At 68.0% G+C, this 21820-nt stretch carries 18 protein-coding genes; 12 read left to right on the top strand and 6 right to left on the bottom strand.

What is annotated here, in order from left to right:
- Nucleotides 1-2 precede the first annotated feature (2 nt).
- The 4 genes from mltB to VLK31_RS21695 are packed head-to-tail and all read right to left on the bottom strand — an operon-like array spanning nucleotide 3 to nucleotide 5129.
- Nucleotides 3-1112, bottom strand: a complete 1110-nt coding sequence (gene mltB, locus VLK31_RS21710) for a lytic murein transglycosylase B (RefSeq protein WP_409170508.1) — start codon at nucleotides 1110-1112, stop codon at nucleotides 3-5.
- Between the two features lie 54 nt (nucleotides 1113-1166).
- On the bottom strand, nucleotides 1167-3218 hold the full coding sequence (locus VLK31_RS21705) for a transglutaminaseTgpA domain-containing protein (protein WP_409170507.1): 2052 nt from the start codon (nucleotides 3216-3218) through the stop codon (nucleotides 1167-1169).
- Nucleotides 3219-3234: 16 nt separating this feature from the next.
- Nucleotides 3235-4212 (bottom strand): DUF58 domain-containing protein, encoded by a 978-nt coding sequence (locus VLK31_RS21700; RefSeq protein ID WP_409170506.1) that lies wholly within the window; start codon nucleotides 4210-4212, stop codon nucleotides 3235-3237.
- On the bottom strand, nucleotides 4209-5129 hold the full coding sequence (locus VLK31_RS21695; RefSeq protein ID WP_409170505.1) for an AAA family ATPase: 921 nt from the start codon (nucleotides 5127-5129) through the stop codon (nucleotides 4209-4211). Before VLK31_RS21695 ends, VLK31_RS21700 begins: the two co-directional genes overlap by 4 nt.
- 75 nt (nucleotides 5130-5204) lie before the next feature.
- On the opposite strand from VLK31_RS21695, the gene VLK31_RS21690 reads away from it, so the two are divergent.
- From VLK31_RS21690 to cydX, 12 genes are all read left to right on the top strand, one after another.
- Nucleotides 5205-6158 carry a histone deacetylase family protein gene (locus VLK31_RS21690; RefSeq protein ID WP_409170504.1) on the top strand — a complete coding sequence of 318 codons (954 nt, stop codon included), beginning with the start codon at nucleotides 5205-5207 and terminating at the stop codon, nucleotides 6156-6158.
- Between the two features lie 39 nt (nucleotides 6159-6197).
- Nucleotides 6198-7478 (top strand): mechanosensitive ion channel family protein, encoded by a 1281-nt coding sequence (locus tag VLK31_RS21685; RefSeq protein ID WP_409170503.1) that lies wholly within the window; start codon nucleotides 6198-6200, stop codon nucleotides 7476-7478.
- Nucleotides 7479-7615: 137 nt separating this feature from the next.
- Nucleotides 7616-8365: an electron transfer flavoprotein subunit beta/FixA family protein gene (locus tag VLK31_RS21680; protein WP_409170502.1), complete on the top strand. Its 750-nt coding sequence runs from the start codon at nucleotides 7616-7618 to the stop codon at nucleotides 8363-8365.
- Nucleotides 8366-8367: 2 nt separating this feature from the next.
- Entirely contained in the window at nucleotides 8368-9300 is a 933-nt protein-coding gene (locus VLK31_RS21675) for an electron transfer flavoprotein subunit alpha/FixB family protein (RefSeq protein ID WP_409170501.1), read from the top strand.
- 74 nt (nucleotides 9301-9374) lie between these two features.
- Entirely contained in the window at nucleotides 9375-11165 is a 1791-nt protein-coding gene (locus VLK31_RS21670) for an acyl-CoA dehydrogenase (RefSeq protein ID WP_409170500.1), read from the top strand.
- 79 nt (nucleotides 11166-11244) lie between these two features.
- Nucleotides 11245-12207 carry an NAD(P)H-dependent flavin oxidoreductase gene (locus VLK31_RS21665; protein WP_409170499.1) on the top strand — a complete coding sequence of 321 codons (963 nt, stop codon included), beginning with the start codon at nucleotides 11245-11247 and terminating at the stop codon, nucleotides 12205-12207.
- Between the two features lie 56 nt (nucleotides 12208-12263).
- Complete coding sequence (locus tag VLK31_RS21660) at nucleotides 12264-13391, top strand: acyltransferase family protein (RefSeq protein ID WP_409170534.1); 1128 nt, start codon at nucleotides 12264-12266, stop codon at nucleotides 13389-13391.
- Nucleotides 13392-13595: 204 nt separating this feature from the next.
- The gene (gene cydD, locus VLK31_RS21655; RefSeq protein ID WP_409170498.1) at nucleotides 13596-15284 is read left to right on the top strand and encodes a thiol reductant ABC exporter subunit CydD; all 1689 of its coding nucleotides are present in this window, start codon (nucleotides 13596-13598) and stop codon (nucleotides 15282-15284) included.
- Nucleotides 15281-16996: a thiol reductant ABC exporter subunit CydC gene (gene cydC, locus VLK31_RS21650; RefSeq protein WP_409170497.1), complete on the top strand. Its 1716-nt coding sequence runs from the start codon at nucleotides 15281-15283 to the stop codon at nucleotides 16994-16996. Before cydD ends, cydC begins: the two co-directional genes overlap by 4 nt.
- Before the next feature lie 56 nt (nucleotides 16997-17052).
- Nucleotides 17053-18705: a cytochrome ubiquinol oxidase subunit I gene (locus tag VLK31_RS21645; protein WP_409170496.1), complete on the top strand. Its 1653-nt coding sequence runs from the start codon at nucleotides 17053-17055 to the stop codon at nucleotides 18703-18705.
- Entirely contained in the window at nucleotides 18702-19856 is a 1155-nt protein-coding gene (gene cydB / locus VLK31_RS21640; protein WP_409170495.1) for a cytochrome d ubiquinol oxidase subunit II, read from the top strand. The genes VLK31_RS21645 and cydB overlap by 4 nt, the downstream gene beginning before the upstream one ends.
- A gap of 15 nt (nucleotides 19857-19871) precedes the next feature.
- Nucleotides 19872-20021 (top strand): cytochrome bd-I oxidase subunit CydX, encoded by a 150-nt coding sequence (cydX, locus tag VLK31_RS21635; RefSeq protein ID WP_409170494.1) that lies wholly within the window; start codon nucleotides 19872-19874, stop codon nucleotides 20019-20021.
- Between the two features lie 60 nt (nucleotides 20022-20081).
- Here cydX and VLK31_RS21630 read toward each other — a convergent pair whose 3' ends face one another.
- Both VLK31_RS21630 and VLK31_RS21625 read right to left on the bottom strand, forming a co-directional pair.
- Nucleotides 20082-20657, bottom strand: coding sequence for a GbsR/MarR family transcriptional regulator (locus VLK31_RS21630; RefSeq protein WP_409170493.1), 576 nt, complete (start codon nucleotides 20655-20657; stop codon nucleotides 20082-20084).
- A gap of 70 nt (nucleotides 20658-20727) precedes the next feature.
- On the bottom strand, nucleotides 20728-21807 hold the full coding sequence (locus VLK31_RS21625) for an AraC family transcriptional regulator (RefSeq protein ID WP_409170492.1): 1080 nt from the start codon (nucleotides 21805-21807) through the stop codon (nucleotides 20728-20730).
- Nucleotides 21808-21820: the final 13 nt, after the last annotated feature.

Here is a 21820-nt window from a genome sequence, read left to right as displayed (position 1 = left end):
GCCTACTGCTCCATCGCGGCCTTGACCTCTTGGCCAAGGTCGAGCACGGACATGGCGTAGTAGCTGCTCCAGTTGTAGCGCGTGATCACATAGAAGTTGCGCGTGCCGGCCACGTAGGTCGGCGGTGCGTCGGCACCGTTCTGCAGTTCGACCAGCGCCAGCAGGCCCTTGTGCCGGATGCCCTCGCCCTCGGGCACCGCGCCCGCGGCCACGAAACTGTCGGCGCTGAAGGTGGGCAGGATGTCGGGCGCCAGCAGCACCGCCTTCTGCAGCCGGGCCTCGTCGAAGTGCACCGGGTAGATGGCCGGCATGCCGGGCTTCCAGCCGAAGGCCTTGAAGTAGTTGGCCACCGAGCCGATCACATCGGCCGGGTTGTTCACCAGGTCGATGCGCCCGTCGCCGTCGAAGTCGACCGCGTACTTGGCCATGCTGCTGGGCATGAACTGCGGCATGCCCATGGCGCCCGCGTAGCTGCCCAGCGGCGTGAGCGGGTCGTCGGCGGTGCGGCTCTCGGTGCTCAGAAAGCTCTCGAGCTCGCCGCGAAAGAAGGCCTGGCGCTCGGCGGCGCGCGGGTGGCCGTCGGGGAAGTCGAACGAGAGCGTGGCCAGCGCGTCGATCACGCGAAAGTTGCCCATGTTGCGCCCGTAGATGGTCTCCACGCCGATGATGCCGACCACGATTTCCGGCGGCACGCCGTACACCTGCTCGGCACGCGCCAGCAGCTCGGCATTGGCGCGCCAGAAGCGCACGCCGGCCGCAATGCGCACCGGGTCGATGAAGCGGCTGCGGTAGGTCTGCCAGTTCTTCACCGTGCCGACCGGGCCCGGCAGCATGAGCCGTGGCACGTTGGGCAGGAAGCGCGCGCTGCCGATGGTGGCGCGCACCCAGTTGCGGTCCAGGCCGCGGCGTGCCGCCACCTCGTCGGCGAACTGCATGGCGTCGTCGCGCGTGGCGTAGGGGGTGCTGCCGCGAACCGCGGTGACTGCATTGCCCGTGGTGCCGCGGCCGTTGGAAGACTTCTGTGCCGCGGCCCCGGCGGACCATGCGCAGCAGGCAACGAGAAGTGCGGCTGCGGTGGCGGCGCGGGACGGCTTAGGGAGGAAAAATCGCATGGGTTGGATTGTGACGTCCGCTTGCGCGGCGGCCCTTCAGGGACACATGTGGTTTCAGCCGCGCGGGGGGCTGCTGGTGCTGATGCTGGCCCTGGGCCAGGCGAGGCGGCGGAACTCGGCACGCAGCGCGGACAGCGAACCCGGCGTGGCCGGTGCATAGCGTTGCGCCTCCAGCTTCAGCAGCCACGCGCGCACGGCGTTTGCGCCGCTGCCGAAGCGGGCCTCGGCAGCGGCGGCCATCTGGCGCGGCGGCGCGGTCTCGGGCAATGCGAGGCCGGCCTTGACAAGCCGTGCGCGCGCCCGGCCCAGCAGGCGCAGCCAGGGGTCGTGCCGGCTGCGTTCCCACAGCGTCCAGGCCGCGCCCGCCAGGCTCGCACCCACCAGCAGGTAGAGCAGCACATAGGCCAGGTCTTCGAGGCTGGGCGCATCGAAGCCGATGTTCTTCAGCAAGTTGAGCTGGCGGCTCTGCGTGTAGTTGAGCACCCACTGGTTCCAGCCGTTGTTCACCGCCTCCCAGGCGGCGCGCAGGTTCTGCGCGAAGCTCGGGCTCATGGCGCCGATGGCGCCGGCGAACAGGCCCGGCTGCGCGGCCAGGCGTTGCGATTGGCCGATGCGCCCCGGGGCGACCGAGGCCGTCGGGTCCACGCGCGTCCAGCCCGTGCCCTCTTGCCAGACCTCGGCCCAGGCATGGGCGTCGCTCTGGCGCACCACCCAGTAGTTGTCCAGGCTGTTGAACTCGCCTCCCTGGTAGCCCGTGACGATGCGCGCCGGCACGCCCAGGTTGCGCATCAGCACCACGAAGGCCGAGGCGATGTGCTCGCAGAAGCCTTCCTTGCGGTCGAACCAGAACTCGTCTGCGGTGTCGTTGCCGTAGACGCCGGGCTCCAGCGTGTAGCTGTAGCCACCGGTGCGCAGGCGCCGCAATGCGGCCTGCACGAAGGCCCGGGTATCGGGCTGCGTACCGGCTTGCGCCAGCGCGGGGTCTGCGCGCATCTCGGCGGCGAGTGCCGCGGTGCGCGGGTTGGTGCCGTTCGGCAGCGCCAGGTAGGCCTGCAGCTGGCCGCCCACGCGCCTGAGCGGGCCGCTCTGGAACTGCGGGTAGCTCTCGGCGCGGTAGCGCACCAGGTCGTTGAGCGGGCGGTTCGCAAACCACTGCAGATCGGGCGTGCCGGCCACTTCCAGGCCGGGTGCCTCGGGCGCCTTCTGCGCGACGTCGAGCGTCAGCAGCCAGGGGCGGTTGTTGGGCTCCAGCGTGACCTCGTAGCGCACCGGGTTGCCGCTCACGCGCAGGTTCAACGACCCTTGCGCGCCACGTGCCCAGTAAGGCAGCGCGGTCCATTCGCGGCCGTCGAACTGCGCGAGCACCGGGCCGCGAAAGTAGAGCTGGCTTTGCGGCGGCGGCGTGTTGTTCTCGAACTTGATGCGCGCGGCAATGCTGTCGTCCAGCGCCAGTTCGGCGATGGTGCCCACGCGCATGGTGTTCGACAGCCCGCTGCGCCCCGCCATGGCGTCGCTCGGCGTGCCCCACAGCGGCGCGAGCCGCGGGAACAGCAGAAACAGCGCCAGCATGATCGGCGCGCCGGCCAGCGCCATCCACCCGGCGGTGCGGGCGGCCTGCATCAGCGGCGGCCGGCCCACCGGCATGTGCGCATTGACCAGCGCGGTCAGCAGGCCCAGCAGCGCCAGCAGCATGGTGAAGGCGGTCAGCAGCGACTGCGAATAGAAGAAGTTCGTGAGCATCGCGAAGAAGCCCAGAAAGAAGATGACGAAGGCATCGCGCCGGGCGCGCAGCTCCAGCGTCTTCAGCGCGAGCAGGATCACGACGAGCGTCACGCCCGCGTCGCGGCCCAGCAGGGTGCGGTGCGTGGCGTAGGTGGCGCCCAGCGTCATGGCCAGCAGCGCAACGCGCCACCATTTGCTGGGCAGTGGCTGTGCCTTGACCGCGAGCAAGCCGCGCCACAGCAGCACCATCGCTGTGATGGCCGAGCACCACCACGGCAGGTTCTCCACCTGCGGCAGCACGATCAGTGCGATGACGGCGAGCAGAAACAGCGTGTCCCGCGCATCGCGGGGCAGGGCGGCCAGCCGGGCCATGAGGATTTTCATGGGGCGCGGGCTTTCTTCAGCACAGGGCCAGGGCCTCGAGGCATGCGCGCTTGTGCGCCTCGCCTTGCGAGGGGTTCACGGTGCGGCCGGCCACGCGCACGCCGTAGTCCACGCCCAGCCGGTCGGCCATCAGCACCCACGCGCACAGGCGAGAGAGCCGCCCTTCGGCGTCGGACAGGCCGGCGGCTTGCGCGTCGAGCCAGAGCTCTTCGCGCTGCGTTTGCTGGGTGTCGCGGCTCACCAGGTCTTCGGAGCCGGCGGCCTGCGCGCGGGCCGCCTTCTTCCACACCACCAGCTTGAGCGGATCGCCACGCCGGTAGGCGCGCACGCCGTCGTACTCGCCCGCGTTGTGGGCCCGCAGCGCGGCGGACACGGCGGCCGAGCCCGATAGCGGCTCGCCCGGCGGCAGTGGCGGCGGATGCGCCTCGGGCGCGGGGTACACCAGCATCTGCGCGGCCGGGCGCCACACGGTCCACACGCGGAAGGTGCCGAGCGGAAAGCGGGTCTCGGCCGTCAGCGGAGGCACGGGGTGTAGGCCGCGCCGCTCGGGCTTGAAGGCGATCTCCACGGTCGATGTGCCTTCGGCCGGCACGTCGGTCCAGGCCCACTGGCCGCTGCCGCGCACCGCCATGCCGATGCCGTAGCGCACGCTGCGGCGGGTGTTGTGCAGTACCACCCTGAAGACGGCCGCGGCGCCCGCGTAGTGGGCCTCGGGCGCCACCATGTGCATGGCCAGCCCGCGCAACGTGGCATGGCACACATGCATGCCCACGGCCACGCTGCCCGCCAGCAGAAAGGTCAGCAGGTAGCCCAGGTTGAGCTGGTAGTTGATGGATGCAATCAGCAGCACCAGCAACGTGGCCGCCAGCGTCCAGCCGGCCCGCGTGGGCACGATGTACACGTTGCGCTGCGTGAGCTCCAGCGTGTCCGATGGCGCGCGGCGCGACAGAAACCAGCCATCGATGCGCGAACGCAGGGCGCCTGCGGGGCTCACGGCAAAGGCACCGCCGCGATCATCGCGCGCACCTGCTCCACCGCGCCGCGGCCCGCGTCACCCACCGGGGTGAGGCGGTGGGCAATGGTTTGCGGCAGCACGGCCTGCACGTCGTCGGGCGCCACGTAGTTGCGGTTGGCCAGCAGCGCCTGCGCCTTGGCCGCGCGCAGCACGGCAATGCCGGCGCGTGGCGACAGGCCCTGCAGGAACCAGCGGCCCGAACGGGTGGCGGCAATCAGGTCCTGCACATAGTTGAGCAGTGCGTCCGCCGCATGCACCTGCTGCACGCGCTGCTGCAGCGCGGTCAGCTCGCTGGCGGTCAGCAGGGCGGGCAGGGTGGCCAGCATCTCGCGGCGGTCGGCGCCGGCGAGCAGCAGGCGCTCGGCGGCGCGGTCGGGGTAGCCGAGCGAGATGCGCATCAGAAAGCGGTCGAGCTGCGACTCTGGCAGCGCGAAGGTGCCGAGCTGGTCCTGCGGGTTCTGCGTGGCAATCACGAAGAAAGGGGTGGGCAGCGGGCGGGTCTCGCCTTCGACGGTGACTTGCTTTTCTTCCATCGCCTCGAGCAGCGCGCTCTGGGTCTTGGGGCTGGCGCGGTTGATTTCGTCGGCCAGCAGCACCTGCGCAAAGATCGGCCCGGGGTGGAACACAAAGGCCTGCTGGGCGCGGTCGTAAATGGCCACGCCGGACAGGTCGCCCGGCATGAGGTCGGCCGTGAACTGCACGCGCGAAAACTGCAGCCCGAAGGTGTGTGAGAGCGCGTGCGCCAGGGTGGTCTTGCCCACGCCCGGCACGTCTTCGATCAGCAGGTGGCCACCCGCCAGCAGGCAGGCCACGCAGTCCCGAACCTGGGCCTCTTTGCCCACGATCACCGTGTTAAGCTGGTTAAGCAATGTGGCTAGCTTTGCAGCAACGTCCATATTTGTATCCATATGCAAACGATACCGTAAGACCTTGCGGCCCCATACCGCGTGAGGTCTAGACGCGACAGAGACATGGGCAAGACAGGCTACTTCACACATCGCGACTTCTGGAAGCACGACATGGGCGATGGGCATCCAGAGTGCCCCGGCCGGCTGGATGCCATCGAAGACCGCTTGCTTCTGACCGGCGTGCGCGACGCGCTGGACCACCGCGAGGTGCCACTGGCCACCCTGCAGCAGATCACCCGGGCACACAGCGCCGAGCATGTCGAGAACCTCGAGGCGCTGCACCAGCGCCTGGTGGCCGACGAGCCCGCAGGCGGCCCCGACCATGCGCAGGTCGACCCCGACACCGTGCTCACCCGCTTCACCCTGCTGGCCGCGCGCCGCGCCGCCGGTGCCGCCATTGCCGCGACCGACGCGGTGATGGCCGGCGAGCTGGAAAACGCCTTCTGCTCGGTGCGCCCGCCCGGCCACCATGCGTGCCGGGAGCAGGCCATGGGTTTTTGCTTCTTCAACAACGTGGCCATTGCGGCGCGGCACGCCATCGACGTGCACGGCCTGGAGCGCGTGGCCATCGTCGACTTCGACGTGCACCACGGCAACGGCACCGAAAACATTCTGTCGAACGACCCGCGCGTGCTGATGGTCGGCTTCTTCCAGCACCCGTTCTACCCGTACAGCGGCACCGAGCACCCGGCCGCCAACATGCTCAACATGCCCATTCCGGCCTACACCAAGGGCATGGACGTGCGAGAGATGATCGAGGCGGTGTGGATGCCGCGGCTGGAGGAGTTCAAGCCGCAGATGGTGTTCATCAGCGCTGGCTTCGACGCCCACCGCGAAGACGACCTGGGCCAGCTCGGCCTCAACGAAAACGACTTTGCCTGGATCACCGGGCGCGTGCACGACGTGGCCAGGCGCCATGCCAAGGGCCGCATCGTCTCCATGCTCGAAGGCGGCTACAACCTCGACGCCCTGGCGCGCAGCGTGGAAGCCCACATTCGCGTGCTGGCGGACCTTTAGTACAGCGGGCGCGCACCGCGCCACGTCTTTTTTCAAGCGATGAATTTCAACGACTTCACCCAACGCCTAGGCCAGGTCGATGCGCGCGGCGTGGGCATCGAGCTGGCCGCGCTGGTGGCCTGCGTGGCCGCGGCCTGGGCCCTGTGCAAATGGTTCGGGCGCGACCAGCCCAAGGACTCCATCTGGTTCGGCGAGCGCACCTTCGACGGCGTGCTGTTTCCGCTGCTGGCGCTGGTGCTCACCGAAGTCGCGCGGCGCGTGGTGCTCGACTTTCAGACCGTGCTGGTGCTGCGCATCGCGGTGTCGATGTTCCTGTCGCTGGCCGTCATTCGGCTGTTCGCGCGGGTGCTGCGCGCGGTGTTCCCGGCGTCCAACCTCGTGCGGCTGCTGGAGCGCACCATCTCCTGGCTGGCATGGATTGCGGCCGTGCTGTGGATCGTCGGCCTGCTGCCGCCGGTGCTGGCCGAGCTGGACGACATCACGCTGGCCTTCGGCAAGACGCGCGTGAGCCTGCAGACCATCTTTCAGGGCGTGCTGTCGGCCGGGCTGGTGATGGTGATTGCGCTGTGGATCGCGTCGACCATCGAAAAGCGCATCCTGCGCGAAGCCGTTACCGACCTGTCGATGCGCAAGGTGGCGTCTAACGCGGTGCGCGCGTTCTTGCTGCTGGTGGGGTTGCTGTTTGCGCTGTCTGCGGTGGGGGTGGACCTGACGGCGCTGTCGGTGCTGGGCGGCGCGCTGGGCGTGGGCCTGGGCTTCGGCCTGCAGAAGCTGGCGGCCAACTATGTGAGCGGCTTCGTCATTCTGCTGGAGCGCTCCATTCGCATCGGCGACAACGTGAAGGTCGACACCTTCGAAGGTCGCATCACCGACATCAAGACGCGCTACACACTCATTCGCGCGGGCAACGGGCGCGAGGCCATCGTGCCGAACGAGTCGCTCATCACCAGCCGGGTGGAAAACCTGTCGCTGGCCGACCGAAAGTTCAACATCACGACCACCATCGTGGTGGGCTACGAGAGCGACGTGGCGCAGGTGCAAAGCATCCTGTGCGAGGCGGCCAAGGCGCAGCCCCGCGTGATGAGCGACCCGGCGCCGGTGGCCTTTCTGATGAACTTCGCGCCCGACGGGCTGGAGTTCACGCTGAACTTCTGGGTGGCCGACCCCGACAAGGGCAAGGACAACCTGCGCTCGGCCATCAACATTGCCATCCTCGACGGGTTGCGCGGTGCGGGAATTGACATTCCTTACCCGCAGCGCGTGCTGCGTGTGGAGTCTTTACCGGCTGGCATCGCGCAAGCGCCCGACGCTGTTTTATAATCGTGAAAAAGCACGATCGTTCTTTTATCGGCGCCCAAGTGCCCGGCAAGAAGAATGAAGAGGCCGCAAAGGTCGCGTCCTAGAATGACCGGCTGCTCTCAAAAGCCCCCTTTTTGCAATCCAATGGAGTCAAGTCAATGAAGGTTCTTGTACCTGTCAAACGGGTCGTCGACTACAACGTGAAGGTGCGTGTGAAGAGCGACGGCACCGGTGTGGACATTGCCAACGTGAAGATGAGCATGAACCCGTTCGACGAGATCGCGGTCGAAGAGGCTGTGCGCTTGAAGGAAAAGGGCGTGGTCACCGAGGTGATCGCTGTCTCTTGCGGTGATGCGAAGTGCCAGGAGACCTTGCGCACCGCGATGGCCATCGGCGCCGACCGCGGCATTCTGGTCGAGACCACCGAAGAGCTGCAGCCGCTGGCCGTGGCCAAGCTGCTGAAGGCGCTGGTCGACAAGGAACAACCGCAACTCATCATCCTGGGCAAGCAAGCCATCGATGACGACGCGAACCAAACGGGCCAGATGCTGGCTGCCTTGGCTGACCTGCCCCAAGCCACCTTCGCCTCCAAGGTCGAAGTGGCCGACGGCAAGGCCACCGTGTCGCGCGAAGTCGACGGCGGCATGGAAACGCTGACGCTCACGCTGCCCGCGGTCATCACGACCGACCTGCGCCTGAACGAGCCGCGCTACGTGACGCTGCCGAACATCATGAAGGCGAAGAAGAAGACGCTCGACATCTTCAAGCCCGAAGACCTGGGTGTCGATGTGAAGCCCCGCCTGAAGACCCTGAAGGTTGCCGAGCCACCGAAGCGCGGTGCCGGCATCAAGGTGCCTGACGTTGCAGCGCTGGTGGACAAACTGAAGAACGAAGCGAAGGTGATCTGAACATGACCGCACTAGTTATTGCCGAACACGACCACGCCAGCATCAAGCCGGCTACTTTGAACACCGTGACTGCTGCATTGGCTTGCGGTGGTGAAGTGCACGTTCTTGTCGCTGGCGCGAACGCAGCAGAAGCCGCCAAGGCCGCAGCACAAATCGTGGGCGTGACCAAGGTCATCGCAGCAGACAGCCCGAGCCTCGCTGAAAACCTCGCAGAGAACGTCGCAGCCCAAGTCCTCGCGATCGCCGCGAATTACAGCCACATCCTGTTCCCGTCCACCGCCAACGGCAAGAACGTGGCCCCCCGCGTCGCTGCCAAGCTGGACGTGGCCCAGATCAGCGACATCACCAAGGTCGACAGCCCCGACACGTTCGAGCGCCCGATCTACGCCGGCAACGCGATCGCCACCGTGCAGAGCAGCGATGCCACCAAGGTGATCACGGTTCGCACGACCGGCTTCGACGCAGCAGCCGCCACCGGTGGCACTGCCACAGTCGAAACCGCTGAAGGCGTCGCGGACAGCGGCAAGAGCACCTTCGTGAGCCGTGAAGTCACGAAGAGCGAACGCCCTGAACTCACCGCCGCGAAGATCATCGTCTCCGGTGGCCGTGCCCTGGGCAGCGCCGAGAAGTTCCAGGAGGTCATGGCGCCTCTGGCCGACAAGCTCAACGCAGGCCTCGGCGCCAGCCGCGCAGCCGTCGACGCAGGCTACGCCCCGAACGATTGGCAAGTCGGCCAGACCGGCAAGATCGTCGCCCCGCAGCTGTACATCGCCGCAGGCATCTCGGGCGCCATCCAGCACTTGGCCGGCATGAAGGACTCGAAGGTCATCGTCGCGATCAACAAGGACGAAGAAGCCCCCATCTTCAGCGTGGCCGACTACGGCCTGGTGGCCGACCTGTTCGTGGCCGTGCCCGAGCTGGTGAAGGCGCTCTGACCGTACCCACGCAATGAGCCAGAGGGCATCGTTCGCGATGCCCTTTTCGTATCCGCTGTATCTGGAGACAAGACATGAGCTACACCGCCCCCCTCAAGGACATGCTGTTCGACATCGAGCACCTGGCCAACATCGGCGAGATCGCCAAGCTGCCCGGCTTCGAAGAAGCCGGCCTCGAAACCGCGCAGGCCGTGCTCGAGGAATGCGCGCGCTTCAACCAGGACGTGGTGGCGCCGCTGAACGTGGAGGGCGACCGCAACCCCTCGACGTTCAAGGACGGCGTCGTCACCACCACGCCGGGCTTCAAGGAAGCCTTTGCGCAGTACGTCTCAGGCGGCTGGCAAGGCCTGCAGCATCCGGCGGACTTCGGCGGCCAGGGCCTGCCCAAGACCATTGGCGCGGCCTGCGGCGAAATGCTCAACTCGGCCAACATGAGCTTCGCGCTGTGCCCGCTGTTGAGCGACGGCGCCATCGAGGCGCTGCTCACGGCCGGCTCCGACGAGCTGAAGGCGGTGTACCTCGAAAAGCTCGTGAGCGGCCAGTGGACCGGCACCATGAACCTCACCGAGCCGCAGGCCGGCAGCGACCTGGCCATGGTGCGCAGCCGGGCCGAACCACAGCCTGACGGCACCTACAAGGTGTTCGGCACCAAGATCTTCATCACCTACGGTGAGCACGACATGGCCGAGAACATCGTGCACCTCGTGCTGGCCCGCGTGAACGGCGCGCCCGAAGGCGTGAAGGGCATCAGCCTGTTCGTGGTGCCCAAGTTCATGGTCGGCAAGGACGGCACGCTCGGCGAGCGCAACGACGTGCACTGCGTGAGCATCGAGCACAAGCTGGGCATCAAGGCCTCGCCCACCGCCGTGCTGCAGTACGGCGACCACGGCGGCGCCGTGGGCTACCTCGTGGGCCAGGAGAACCGCGGCCTGGAGTACATGTTCATCATGATGAACTCGGCCCGCTACGCGGTGGGCATGCAGGGCATTGCGATTGCGGAGCGCGCCTACCAGCACGCCGTGGCCTACGCGAAAGACCGCGTGCAGAGCCGCCCGGTCGACGGCTCCATCAACGCCAGCGCGCCCATCATTCACCACCCGGACGTCAAGCGCATGCTGATGACCATGCGCGCCTACACCGAAGGCTGCCGCGCCATGGCCAGCGTGGCCGCTGCCGCCTACGACGCCGCGCACCACAGCGCCGACGCCGACGCACGCAAGCAGAACCAGGCCTTCTACGAATTCATGGTGCCGCTGGTGAAGGGCTACAGCACCGAGATGAGCCTCGAGGTGGCGTCGCTGGGCGTGCAGGTGCACGGCGGCATGGGCTTCATCGAGGAGACCGGCGCGGCGCAGTACTACCGCGACGCGAAGATCCTCACGATCTACGAAGGCACCACCGCCATCCAGGCCAACGACCTCGTGGGCCGCAAGACGGCGCGCGACGGCGGCCAGACCGCCAAGGCCATTGCCGCGCAAATCGAGAAGACCGAAGCCGAACTCGCCAAGAGCGACCATCCCGCCGCGGCTGCCGTGCTCAAGCGCCTGACCGCCGCGCGCCTGGCGTTCATCGACGTGGTCGACTTCGTGGCCGGCCAGACCAAGGCCTCGCCCAACGCGGTGTTTGCAGGCAGCGTGCCCTACCTGATGCTCGCGGGCAACCTGGTGGCCGGCTGGCAGCTGGCGCGCTCGTTGATCATTGCGCAGGACTTGGCCTCGCGCAGTTTCGACACCGACTTCATGCTGGCGAAGATGGCCACGGCGCGCTTCTATGCCGAGCACATCCTGAACAAGGTGCCGGGCATGCGCGACAGCATCGTCGACGGCGCCGAGAGCGTCACGGCGCTGGCGCTCGACGCGTTCTGAGCCCCGGCCGTGTCGCCCAACTGACGGGCGGCACGGGCCTCTTCCTCTTATAAAACCGAAACTCATTTCCGGAGACAACATGTCCAAGCTGCCCCCCGTCCTGGCGAACCTGCCGCTGCCCATCATCGGCTCGCCGCTGTTCATCATCAGCAACCCCAAGCTCGTGATTGCCCAGTGCAAGGCCGGCGTGGTCGGCTCGATGCCCGCGCTCAACGCGCGCCCCGCGGCGCAGTTGGAAGAGTGGCTCATCGAGATCACCGAAGAACTCGCGGCCTACAACAAAGCCAACCCGGACAAGCCCGCCGCGCCCTTCGCCATCAACCAGATCGTGCACAAGAGCAACGACCGGCTCGACCACGACATGGAAATGGTCGTGAAGTACAAGGTGCCGATCGTCATCACCTCGCTGGGCGCGCGCACCGACGTGAACGACGCGGTGCACAGCTACGGCGGCGTCACGCTGCACGACATCATCAACAACAAGTTCGCGCAGAAGGCGATCGAGAAGGGCGCCGACGGCATCATCGCCGTGGCGGCCGGTGCCGGCGGCCATGCGGGCGTGAAGAGCCCGTTTGCGCTGGTGCAGGAAATTCGCCAGTGGTTCGATGGCCCCATTGCGCTGTCGGGCTCCATTGCCACCGGTGGCGCGGTGCTCGCGGCGCAGGCCATGGGCGCGGACTTTGCCTACATCGGCACCGCCTTCATCGCGACCGAAGAGGCGCGTGCGAGCGACGACTACAAGCAGGCCATCGTCGACGGCAACTCCGACGACATCGTCTACTCGAACCTGTTCACCGGCGTGCACGGCAACTACCTGGCGCCGAGCATCGTGGCGGCCGGCATGGACCCCACGAACCTGCCCGAAGGCGACCTGAAGACCATGAACTTTGCCACCGGCGAAGGCAGCAAGGCCAAGGCCTGGAAAGACATCTGGGGCTCGGGCCAGGGCATTGGCGCGGTGACCGAAGTGGCCAGCGCCGCGGTCTTCATCGAAAAGCTCAAGCGCGAATACCAGGAAGCAAGGCAGCGGCTCGCGCTTTGACCGCCATAGCGAACGGCGCGGCGCCTGCCAGCGCGCCGTCGTCATCGCTGGGACGCATGCCGCTGCTCGACGCGGCCAAGGGCATCGCATGCGCCGTGATCGTCGGACACCATCTCTCGCGCTACGGCCCGATGCCGGCCGGCGCGTACGCGCTCGCGCCTGACCTGTTCGCCTGGCTGTCCGACCAGGGCCGCCTGGCGGTGCAGGTGTTTCTGGTGATTGCCGGCTTTCTGGCCGCGGCCAGCCTCGCGCCCGACGGCACGCTGCGCGTGGACCGGCCGGTGGCGCGCATTCTTCAACGCTACGGTCGGCTGGTGATGCCGTACCTGGCCGCGCTCACGGTGTGCGTGCTGGTGGCGGCGGTGGTGCGGCCCTGGCTCGACGAAGAGGTGGTGCCCGCATCGCCCACCTTCGGCCAGCTGGTGGCGCACGGGCTGCTGCTGCAGGACTTGCTGGGCTACGAGTCGCTCTCCACCGGCGTGTGGTACGTGGCCATCGACTTCCAGCTGTTCGCGCTGGCGCTGGCGCTGGTGGGCTTGCCCACGCTGCTGCAGCGTTCGAGCGGTGGCGCCGGCGGCGGTGGGGCGGGTGCGCGCCTGCGCGCGCGCTGGGCGCCGGTGGCCTTGGTGATCGTGCTGGCCGTGGCCTCGCTGGCGCTGTTCAACCGCAACGCGGGGCTGGACGACACGGCCTTCTATTTCTTCGGCACCTACGGCCTGGGCATGCTGGTGTTCTGGGCCGGGCGCGCCACGCGCTTCAGCACCTGGCAGGGCGCGGTGTCGTTGCTGGCGCTGGTGGGTGCGGGCGCGCTGGCCATCGACTGGCGCAGCCGCATCGCCACTGCGCTGGTCACGGCGCTGCTGCTGGCCATCGCGCAGCGGCGGCAGTGGCTGTCGCCCACGCACTGGCCGGCGGCGGCGGTGCCGTTGCAGCGGCTGGGGCGCATGTCGTACTCGCTGTTCCTCATTCACTTTCCGGTGCTGCTGGCCATGAACGCGGCGGTGGCCAATGCCGGGCCGCACGGCGCGTGGGTCGACGCGGTGGGGCTGGTGGCCACGTTCGGCCTGTCGGTGGCGGCCGCGGCGCTTTTGTACCGCTGGGTGGAAGCACGCCCGGCGTCGTGGCGCGGGGTGTTCACGCTGTTCGCTGCGCTGCTGGTCAGCGGCCTCGTCGTTTCGCACTGAGGCTTGAGGCCCTGGTCGCGGCGGTTGTCGCGGCTTTCTTGGCGGCCCTTGGCTGCGGCGCCCGTTGCGGCGCCGCGGCTTGATTTTTCTCAAACGGTTGCTTTCAAGTCCCGGTGCGCGCAGGCTCCGGGCTCGTCAGTTGCGCCCATCTTCGATAGAATTGTGGAAGTTTCAGTAAATACTGAAAATTCACGAAATCAAGGAATGACCAAGCACTCGCCATCACCCTCGCCACTGCGGGCCTTTGCGTCGCCCGATGTGGGTGGCGTAGTGCAAGGGGCTGCCGCGCTGTTCTGGTTGCCGCAGGCCGCGTTGCTGGCGATGGCGGTGCAGGGCCTTGCGCAGGGCCGGGGTTTTGCGGCGGTGGTGTGGCCGGCGGGCGCGATTCTTCTGCTCGGCTTGCTGCGCGCCGCTTGCGAGGCGTGGGGCTCGCGCCGCACCTTCGGCCGCGCCCGGGCACAGCTCTCCGTGCTGCGCGCGCAGACGGCGGCGGCGCTGGCCGCAGGCTCGCCGCTCGACCGTGCCCGCGCGCCTTCGGGCCTGGCCGCCAGCGTGCTCGCCGAGCAGGCAGAGGCGCTGGTGCCGTACCTTGTGCGCTACCAGCCGGCGCGTTGGCGCGCGACGGTGGTGCCGCTGTTCATCCTGTGCGCGGTGGCTGCTTTCTCTTGGGTGGCCGCGCTGGTGCTGCTGTTCGCCGCGCCGCTCATTCCCATCTTCATGGCCATCGTCGGCTGGCGCGCCAAGGCTGCCAGCGAGGCGCAGATGGTGGAGATGGGCGGCATGAACGCCTTCCTGCTCGACCGCCTTCGCGGCCTGACCACCTTGCGCGCGCTGGGCGCGGTGGACGCCACGGCGCACCGCCTGGGCGACGCCGCGCAGTCGCTGCGCACGCGAACCATGGCGGTGCTGCGCATCGCGTTCATGTCGTCGGCGGTGCTGGAGCTTTTCTCTGCGCTCGGCGTCGCGATGGTGGCCGCGTATGTAGGCTTTCATTTGCTGGGCACGCTCGGCTTCGGCGCCTGGGGGCGGCAACTGAGCCTGGGCGAAGGTGTGTTCGTGCTGTTGCTGGCACCGGCCTTCTTCGAGCCGTTGCGCGAGCTGTCGGCCGTATGGCACGACCGGGCCGCGGGCGAGGCGGCGTTGCAATCGCTGGAGCAACTGCAACGCAACGCGCTGCCGCTGCCTGGCGCCAATGCCTCGTTGACCCGCACTTCGGCGGGCGTGCCGGCCGCTGCGCCGGCCCTCACCATCCACAACCTGCATTTCGCCTGGCCTGGAGAAACGCAAGACGTGGTCGACGGCTTCGAGCTGCGTGTGGCCGCGGGCGAGCATGTCGCGCTGATGGGCCCGAGCGGCGCGGGCAAGACCGCCTTGCTGTCGTTGATTGCCGGCCTGGTGCCGGCGCGCCGTGGCGACATCGTCATCGGTGGCGTGACGCTCACCGACCACACCGTGGCCGCATTGCGCCAGCGCATGGCGTGGATGGGTCAGGCGCCGCATGTGTTCGCCGGCTCCGTGGAGGCCAACGTGGCGCTCGGCCGTGTGGGCATCGACACGCCGCAGGTCGCCAGCGCCATGCGCTTTGCCGCACTCGAAGACGTGGCGCAGGCACACCCCGGCGTGGCGTTGGGCGAAGGGGGCAGCGGCCTGTCGGGTGGCGAAGCCGTGCGCCTGGCACTCGCACGCATCGCCGTGCACCCCCATGCGGACCTGCTGCTGGTGGACGAACCCACTGCCCATCTCGACACCGAAACCGCTGAGCGCGTCGCCGATGCCCTGGTGGCCCTGGCGCGCGGCAAGACCCTGGTCGTTGCCACGCACGACCCGGTGCTGGCGGCGCGCATGCACCGCGTGGTGAGCCTGAATGCGCAAGCGATGGAGCAGGCCGCGTGAACACTGTTCGACCTGCACCCGCAACCTCGTCGCACTGGCGCGACCTGCGCCTGGTGCTGCGCCCATTCCTCGCCGAACAGCCGCGCCCTTTGCTGCTCGGTGCGCTGCTCGCAGCACTTACCGTGCTCACCGGAATGGCATTGCTCGGCCTCTCGGGCTGGTTCATCACCGCGACCGCGCTGGCCGGTCTGCATGCCGCCACCGCCTTCACTTTCGACGTGTTCATGCCGTCCGCCGGCATCCGTTTGCTTGCGCTGGGGCGCACCGCGTCGCGCTATGGCGAGCGGCTCGTCACGCACGACGCAACCTTCGCGGTGCTGGCCGCGCTGCGCGTTCGACTGTTCCGCGGCTGGGCCCGGCCAGAGGCAGCGCGCGCACTGCTGATGCGGCCGGCCCGCCTGCTGTTTCGCCTCACGTCGGACATCGACGCGCTCGAATCGCTGTACCTGCGCCTGTTCGTGCCGGCCGCCGCGGCGTTGGGCGCCGCGGTGCTGGCGGGCGTGGTGCTCGGCTTCATGCATGCGGGCATGGGGCCCGCATTGGCGCTCTGGCTGGTGGTCGCGGGCTGGGGCATTGCCTGGGCCGTTGCCAAGGGTGCGCGCCGCCCGGCCGTGCAGCGCGCGCATGCCATCGAAGCGCTGCGCGCACGCGCCGTCGACCTGGTGGCGGGCCAGACCGACCTAGTAATGGCAGGCCGCCTCGACGCCCAACGCGACGCGCTGATGCACGCCGACGCGCAGCTCGCCAAGGCCGACCTGGCCCTGAACAAGCTCGAGGCCGCGGCCGGCTTCGCCTACGGCAGCGCCGGCACCTTGACGCTGGTCGGCGTGCTGCTGGCCGTCGGCGCGCTGGTCGGCGAGGGCGTCATCGGCGCGCCGGCTGCTGCATTGGCACTGCTCGTGGCGCTCACTGCCAGCGAACCCTTTGCGGCCCTGCGCCGCGGCGCGCTCGACGCGGGCCGCACCTGGCTGGCTGTTCGCCGCCTTGCACCGCGCATGAGGGATGAAGCAGACCAAGCCGCGCGCCCCACGGAAAGCTCTTCGGCGTTGAACCTGCAGGGCATCACCGTCGCACACAGCGGCAGCCGCACGCCGGTGCTTAGCGACCTGTCGCTCACGCTGGCGCCAGGCGAGCGCGTGGCGTTGATCGGCGCGAGCGGCGCGGGCAAGTCGACATTGCTCGCCGCCATTGCCGGCGAGATCACGCCGCAGGCAGGCCAGGTCAGCGCGCAGCCCGCGTGCCTGCTGACCCAACGCACCGAGCTCTTTCAGGACAGCCTGCGCGACAACCTCCGCCTGGCCGACCCCGCTGCCACCGATGACCAATTGCACGCCGTGCTGCAGGCCGCCGGCCTCGCGAGCGATGTGCGTGCGATGCCCGCAGGCCTGGCCACGCGCCTTGGCGAAGGCGGCCTCGGCCTGTCCGGCGGCCAGTCGCGCCGCCTCGCATTGGCCCGCCTGCTGCTGCGCCCCGTGCCGCTGTGGCTGCTCGACGAGCCCACCGAAGCGCTCGACGCCGCCACCGCCCACGACGTGCTGCAGCGCCTTGCGCAGCACGCCGGCACTCGCACCTTGCTCATTGCCACGCACCTGCGCCGCGAGGCCGCGCTGGCCAATCGCCTGGTGTGCATGCGCCAGGGCCGCATCGTTGCCGACCTGCGGCGCGGCAGCCCCGCCTTCGACGCCGCGCTGCGCAGCCTGCGCCCCGACTGAACCCAGAACCACAGTACCCATAACCAAGAAAACAGGGCACACAAAAGGAAGACCTTATGGACCTCGACATCGTTGCGCTATCGCGCCTGCAGTTTGCCGTGACGGCGCTGTATCACTTCTTGTTCGTGCCGCTCACGCTCGGGCTTTCGATCATCCTGGCCATCATGGAGACGGTCTACGTGATGACCGGGCGCGTCATCTGGCGCGACATGACCAAATTCTGGGGCGTGCTGTTCGGCATCAACTTTGCGATGGGCGTGGCCACCGGCATCGTGATGGAGTTTCAGTTCGGCATGAACTGGAGCTACTACAGCCACTACGTGGGCGACATCTTCGGCGCGCCGCTGGCCATTGAAGGGCTCATGGCCTTCTTCATGGAGGCCACCTTCGTGGGGCTGTTCTTCTTCGGTTGGGACAAGCTCTCCAAGGTGGGCCACCTGACCGCGACGTGGGCGGTGGCCATTGGCTCGAACTTCTCGGCGCTGTGGATCCTCATTGCCAACGGATGGATGCAGAACCCCGTGGGCGCGGCCTTCAACCCCCAGACCATGCGCATGGAGGTGACCGACTTCTTCGCGGTGCTGACCAACCCGGTGGCGCAGGCCAAGTTCGTGCACACCGTGTCGGCGGGCTATGTGTGCGCCGCCGTGTTCGTGCTGGGCGTGTCGGCGTGGTACCTGCTCAAGGGCCGCCACATCGAGCTTGCCAAGCGCTCGATGACTGTTGCTGCCTCGTTCGGCCTGGCCGCCTCGCTGTCGGTGGCCGTGCTCGGCGACGAGAGCGGCTACCTCTCCGGCGAGCACCAGAAGATGAAGCTGGCCGCCATCGAGGCCATGTGGGAAACGCAGCCCGCGCCCGCCGCCTTCACCGTCATCGGCTTCCCCGACCAGCAGGCGCGCGAAACGCACTACGCCATTCACATTCCGGGCGTGATGGGCCTCATAGGCACGCGCTCGCTCGACACCGTGATGCCCGGCATCGACGAACTGGTGAAGCGCGCCGAAGCCCGCATTCGCGAGGGGCTGAAGGCCTACGACGCGCTGCAGAAAATTCGCGAGGCCGGCAAGACCCCGGTGACGCAGGGCGTGCGCGATGCCTTCGAGGACAACGGCATCAACATGGGCTACGCACTGCTGCTCAAGCGCTATGTGGACGACCCGCGCACCGCCACCGACGAACAGATCAGCAAGGCCGCATGGGACACCGTGCCGCAAGTGGCGCCGCTGTTCTGGCTGTTCCGCGTGATGGTGGGCATCGGCATGCTGCTGATCTTGCTGACCGCCACCTTCTTCGTGCTGTCAGCGCGCCGCAAGCTCGACAGCCACCGCTGGCTGCTGAAGCTGGCCGTGTGCGCCATTCCGCTGCCGTGGCTGGCCATCGAGGCCGGCTGGCTGGTGGCGGAGTTCGGTCGCCAGCCCTGGGTGATCGAAGGCGTGCTGCCGACCGCGGTGGCCGTGTCCAACCTGGGCGTGAAGACGCTGCTGCTCACGCTGGGGGGCTTCATTGCCATCTACTCCGTGCTGCTGGTCATCGAGATGAAGCTGCTGCTCAAGGCCATTCAGAAGGGGCCGCAGGCGGAGCACGCGCCCGACGAGGGCGACACGCTCTCGCACGTGCCACCGGCGCTTGCCAGCACGCGCAACGTTGCAGGTACCGCTGCAGGTGCCACTTCAGGTGCCGTCATTTCTTCCACTGGGAGCGCCGCATGACTCTTCACACACTGCTGGACTACGACACCCTGCGCTTCATCTGGTGGCTGCTGATCGGCGTACTGCTGGTGGGCTTTGCCGTGACCGACGGCTTCGACCTGGGCAGCGGCATGCTGCTGCCCTTTGCGGCGCGCAACGACATCGAGCGGCGCGTGGTCATCAACAGCGTGGGCCCGGTGTGGGAGGGCAACCAGGTGTGGCTCATTCTGGGCGGCGGCGCCATCTTTGCGGCGTGGCCGCAGCTGTATGCGGTGTCGTTCTCGGGCTTCTACCTGGCGATGTTCGTCATTCTCTCGGCGCTCATCCTGCGGCCCGTGGCCTTCAAGTTCCGCAGCAAGCGCGAGTCGGTGCAATGGCGCGCGCGCTGGGACGGGGTGCTGTTCTTCAGCGGCTTCGTGCCCGCGCTGATCTGCGGCGTGGCTGTGGGCAACGTGCTGCAGGGCGTGCCGTTTCGCTTCGACGCTGACATGCACATCTTCTACGACGGCGGCTTCTTCGGCCTGCTGAACCCGTTCGCCGTGCTGTGCGGGCTGGTGTCGGTGGCCATGCTGGTGATGCACGGCGCGGCCTGGCTGCTGCTGAAGACGGAGGGGCCTGTGGCCGAGCGCGCACGCACCTACGGCATCGTGGCCTCGGTGCTCACCGTTGCGCTCTATGCGCTGGCCGGCGTGCTGCTGGCCACCTACGTCGGCGGCTACCGCATCAGCAGCGTGGTCGATGCGGTCGGCCCGTCGAACCCGATGCTCAAGACGGTGGAGCTGCATGCCGGCGCATGGACCGCCAACTACACAGCGCATGCGTGGACGCTGGCCGCGCCGGCGGCGGGCTTCATCGGCGCGCTGGGTGCGTTGCTCGGGCTGGTGTTGCGCAAGCCGGTGCTGGCCCTGCTGAGTGCCGCATTGGGCATCGCCGGCATCATCATGAGCGTGGGCGCATCGATGTTCCCGTTCATCCTGCCGTCGTCCATCGACCCGCGTGCCAGCCTCACGGTGTGGGACTCGTCGTCGAGCCACCTCACGCTGTTCATCATGCTGGTGGTCACGGCGTTTTTCATTCCCATCATCGTGGCCTACACCGGCTGGGTGTATCACGTGCTGTGGGGCAAGGTCGACGAACAAGCGATCCGCGACGAGAGCGGACACGCGTACTGAACGGAGCAAAAAAAGATGTGGTACTTCGCCTGGATACTCGGCCTGCCCCTGGCCGCTGCCTTTGCCGTGCTCAACGCCATGTGGTACGAGCTGATGGACGACGACGCCGTGCGCAAGGGCAAGTTCGAAACGCCCGAGGCTGCTGCGGGGCAAGAGCGCCTTTAGGTTCGGCTCCGGGTTCGGCTTCGGTAGCCGGAGCGGCAGCCCTTCGCGGGCTGCGCCTGCTCAGCTTTTCTTCTTCGACGCGCCACCGCCCGTGAGGCGGTCCTTCAGCGTCAGCACCTTCGTCACGGTCGCGCCCATCCCCATCAGCTGCATGGCGGTTTCGGGCGCGAGCCGCTGCACGTCGTCGAACCATTTCATCAGCCGGTCGATCAGGTCGTGCATTTCGCGCATGCGCTCCTGCGCGTGACGCTCGGTGTCGCTGGTGGGTGACTCCAGCAGCGCGTTGCGCAGCATCGAGAGCGTGGGCTCGATCTCGCGGCGGCGCCGCTCCTCGGCCAGCACCCTAAAGATTTCCCACACATCCGAAGGCGCCTCGAAATACTCGCGGCGGTCGCCGGCGTGGTGCCGCAGGTGCACCAGGCGCCAGGCCTGCAGCTCCTTCAGGCCCATGCTGACGTTCGAGCGCGAGAACTCGAGCAGCTCTGCAATTTCGTCGGCATTGAGCGCGCGCTCCGACAGGTACAGCAGCGCATAGATTTGCCCGACGGTGCGGTTGATGCCCCATTTGCTGCCCATTTCTCCGAAGTGGGCGACGAACTGGCGGTTGAGGGGGGGGAGGTCGATGGAAGAGGCCATGCGACGGATTGTCGCGCTGGCGTGCTGGAAATTCGGAAACTTCCGAAAACTCCAGAAACGGAAAACCCCCTCAACAAGTACCTGGTGTTCCAGGCGCCCCTTCGGCGCCTGCCGAGTCCGCCTCGCGGCGCCGCCGGTACGAACCCGGCGCGCCGCCCGTCCAGGCCTTGAAGGCCCGCTGGAACGCCGCGCTGTCGGCAAACCCCAGCTCTTCGGCCAGCGCCGCGAGCGGCACGGTGCTGGTGTTGAGCCGCACGATGGCCAGGTCGCGCCGCAGCTGGTCTTTCAGCGCCTGGAACGACGTGCCCTCCGTGGCCAGGTGCCGCTGCAGCGTGCTCACCGACATGTGCAGCACGCCCGCAGCAGTGGCCAGGTCGGCCCATGCCGGGCGGTGCTGCTGCAGCACCGTTCGCACGCGCGCGCTCACCGCCTGCTCGGCCAGCCGAGGCAGGATCACGTTGGCGGGCGAGGCCGCCAGAAAGGCCTGCATCTCCTGTGCGTCGCGGTGCACGGGCGTGTCTAGCGCGCTGGCGTCGAACCACACGGCCGACAGCGGCTGGCCGAACTGCAGCGGACCGGGGAACACCTTGGCATAGCCATCCGCATACGGCGGCAATTCGAAGCCGAAGTCGAAGCGGCGCGCCACCAGCCGCCCGCCGTGCAGCCAGGCGAACAGGCGCCAGTACACGCGCAGCATCAGCTCATGCAAGAAGTTCTGGTGCGTGGCGGGGGCCGCGTTCAGCTGCAGACCGAAGCCCGCCAGCGTGCCCTCGCGCAGCAGCACCAGAGACAGGTCGTCCTGCAGCAGGCTGAAGGTGTGGGCCACGCGGCGCAGCGCCACCTCGAAGGTGCGCGCGCCCAGCGTGGAGCGCGTCATCAGCGCAAAGCTGCCGCAGCGCAGCCGTCGCGTGAGAAAGCCCAGCGCCTCGTCGTCCATGCGCTGCATGAGCAGGGCGAAGAGCGCCACGTACTGCTCCGCCGTGATGCGCGCGCCCACCTCGCTCAGCAGCGCGGGGGCGATGCCTGCGTCTTCCAGCGCCGTGGTGATGCACAACGGCGCACACTGTTCGCCCGACGCTTGCCGCGCGCGCACGCCCGACAGCATGCCCTGCACAAAGGCAATGGGAATGGTGACGGGTGGTTGCAGCATCGGGCGTGTCGAT

Origin of the sequence: Variovorax sp. H27-G14, from assembly GCF_046156345.1 — a bacterium.
GTDB lineage: Bacteria > Pseudomonadota > Gammaproteobacteria > Burkholderiales > Burkholderiaceae_C > Variovorax.
This window is presented reverse-complemented; position numbering and strand designations above follow the sequence as displayed.

Excerpts from the sequence above, each read along its gene's own strand:
- mltB (WP_409170508.1), bottom strand. The coding sequence starts at position 1,112 with ATGCGATTTTTCCTCCCTAAGCCGTCCCGCGCCGCCACCGCAGCCGCA.
- VLK31_RS21705 (WP_409170507.1), bottom strand. The coding sequence starts at position 3,218 with ATGAAAATCCTCATGGCCCGGCTGGCCGCCCTGCCCCGCGATGCGCGG.
- VLK31_RS21695 (WP_409170505.1), bottom strand. The coding sequence starts at position 5,129 with ATGGACGTTGCTGCAAAGCTAGCCACATTGCTTAACCAGCTTAACACG.
- VLK31_RS21690 (WP_409170504.1), top strand. The coding sequence starts at position 5,205 with ATGGGCAAGACAGGCTACTTCACACATCGCGACTTCTGGAAGCACGAC.
- VLK31_RS21685 (WP_409170503.1), top strand. The coding sequence starts at position 6,198 with ATGAATTTCAACGACTTCACCCAACGCCTAGGCCAGGTCGATGCGCGC.
- VLK31_RS21680 (WP_409170502.1), top strand. The coding sequence starts at position 7,616 with ATGAAGGTTCTTGTACCTGTCAAACGGGTCGTCGACTACAACGTGAAG.
- VLK31_RS21675 (WP_409170501.1), top strand. The coding sequence starts at position 8,368 with ATGACCGCACTAGTTATTGCCGAACACGACCACGCCAGCATCAAGCCG.
- VLK31_RS21670 (WP_409170500.1), top strand. The coding sequence starts at position 9,375 with ATGAGCTACACCGCCCCCCTCAAGGACATGCTGTTCGACATCGAGCAC.
- VLK31_RS21665 (WP_409170499.1), top strand. The coding sequence starts at position 11,245 with ATGTCCAAGCTGCCCCCCGTCCTGGCGAACCTGCCGCTGCCCATCATC.
- VLK31_RS21660 (WP_409170534.1), top strand. The coding sequence starts at position 12,264 with ATGCCGCTGCTCGACGCGGCCAAGGGCATCGCATGCGCCGTGATCGTC.
- cydD (WP_409170498.1), top strand. The coding sequence starts at position 13,596 with ATGACCAAGCACTCGCCATCACCCTCGCCACTGCGGGCCTTTGCGTCG.
- VLK31_RS21645 (WP_409170496.1), top strand. The coding sequence starts at position 17,053 with ATGGACCTCGACATCGTTGCGCTATCGCGCCTGCAGTTTGCCGTGACG.
- cydB (WP_409170495.1), top strand. The coding sequence starts at position 18,702 with ATGACTCTTCACACACTGCTGGACTACGACACCCTGCGCTTCATCTGG.
- cydX (WP_409170494.1), top strand. The coding sequence starts at position 19,872 with ATGTGGTACTTCGCCTGGATACTCGGCCTGCCCCTGGCCGCTGCCTTT.
- VLK31_RS21630 (WP_409170493.1), bottom strand. The coding sequence starts at position 20,657 with ATGGCCTCTTCCATCGACCTCCCCCCCCTCAACCGCCAGTTCGTCGCC.
- VLK31_RS21625 (WP_409170492.1), bottom strand. The coding sequence starts at position 21,807 with ATGCTGCAACCACCCGTCACCATTCCCATTGCCTTTGTGCAGGGCATG.